The sequence below is a fragment of the Leifsonia sp. NPDC058292 genome (assembly GCF_042880955.1).
Taxonomy (GTDB): Bacteria; Actinomycetota; Actinomycetes; order Actinomycetales; family Microbacteriaceae; genus Leifsonia.
In genome coordinates this window covers 1-1,031 of the sequence record NZ_JBHVYL010000089.1, presented here as the reverse complement: position 1 = coordinate 1,031, position 1,031 = coordinate 1, and the positions used below count along the sequence as shown (strand labels likewise).

The following is a 1,031-nucleotide window of genomic DNA, read 5'->3' as shown; positions in this document are numbered from 1 at the left end:
GCCGGCACTTCGCGCGGATCTCCATCATCGACAGGTTCGGGGAGTCGTCGATGTAGAGCGGTGCCGCCGAGACCTCGGGCATCCGGCGCGCGAGCCGGGTCCAGTCCTCGTCCGTCATGGTGCCGGAGCGCATGTGGTGCAGCGCGACCCGTGCCTCCGCGGACAGCAGACGCATCGCGATCTCGTTCCGGCCCATTTCCAGGGAGAAGATGACGCTGGGCAGGTTGTGCTTGATCGAGGCGGCACGGGCGAAGTCGAGCGCCAGAGTGGACTTACCCATGGCGGGACGGGCGGCGATGACGATCATCTGGCCGGGGTGCAGGCCGTTCGTCAGGGAGTCGAAGTCCGTGAATCCGGTGGGCACACCGGTCATCTCACCGCTACGGGAGCCGATCGCCTCGATCTCGTCGAGCGCGCCCTCCATGATGTCGCCGAGCGGCAGGTAGTCCTCGCTGGTGCGCTGCTCGGTGACCGCGTAGATCTCGGCCTGCGCACTGTTCACGATCTCGTCGACGTCGCCGTCGGCCGCGTATCCCATCTGCGTGATGCGCGTGCCCGCCTCGACGAGGCGGCGCAGGACTGCACGCTCGTGGACGATCTCGGCGTAGTACTCGGCGTTCGCCGCGGTCGGAACCGTCTGGACGAGGGTGTGCAGATACGATGCGCCACCGACCTTGGTGATCTCGCCACGCTTGGTGAGCTCGGCCGCGACCGTGATCGGGTCGGCCGGCTCGCCCTTCGCGTACAGGTCGAGAACCGCGGTGAAGATCGTCTCGTGTGCGGGGCGGTAGAAGTCGTGCCCCTTGATCACCTCGACGACGTCGGCGATCGCGTCCTTCGACAGGAGCATGCCACCGAGGACCGACTGCTCGGCGTCGAGGTCCTGGGGCGGTACCCGCTCGAAGGACGGTGCGCCGTCGTCCCAGCCGCCGTCGCCACCGCGGTCGTGCCGCTCCTCGCGCCCCCGCCCACCACTGCCACGCTGGCGGGAAGCAGGCAGACGGTCACTGGGACCACTGTCGGCCCAGGGG

The 1,031-nt window shown here is 68.6% G+C and carries 1 protein-coding gene; it reads right to left on the bottom strand.

Features of this window, described 5'->3' with window-relative positions; translation table 11 throughout:
- Nucleotides 1–1,000: DnaB-like helicase C-terminal domain-containing protein (locus ACFVWR_RS19125; protein ID WP_387216059.1), on the bottom strand; the 1,000-nt coding region annotated here is incomplete at its 3' end.
- Nucleotides 1,001–1,031 lie beyond the last annotated feature (31 nt).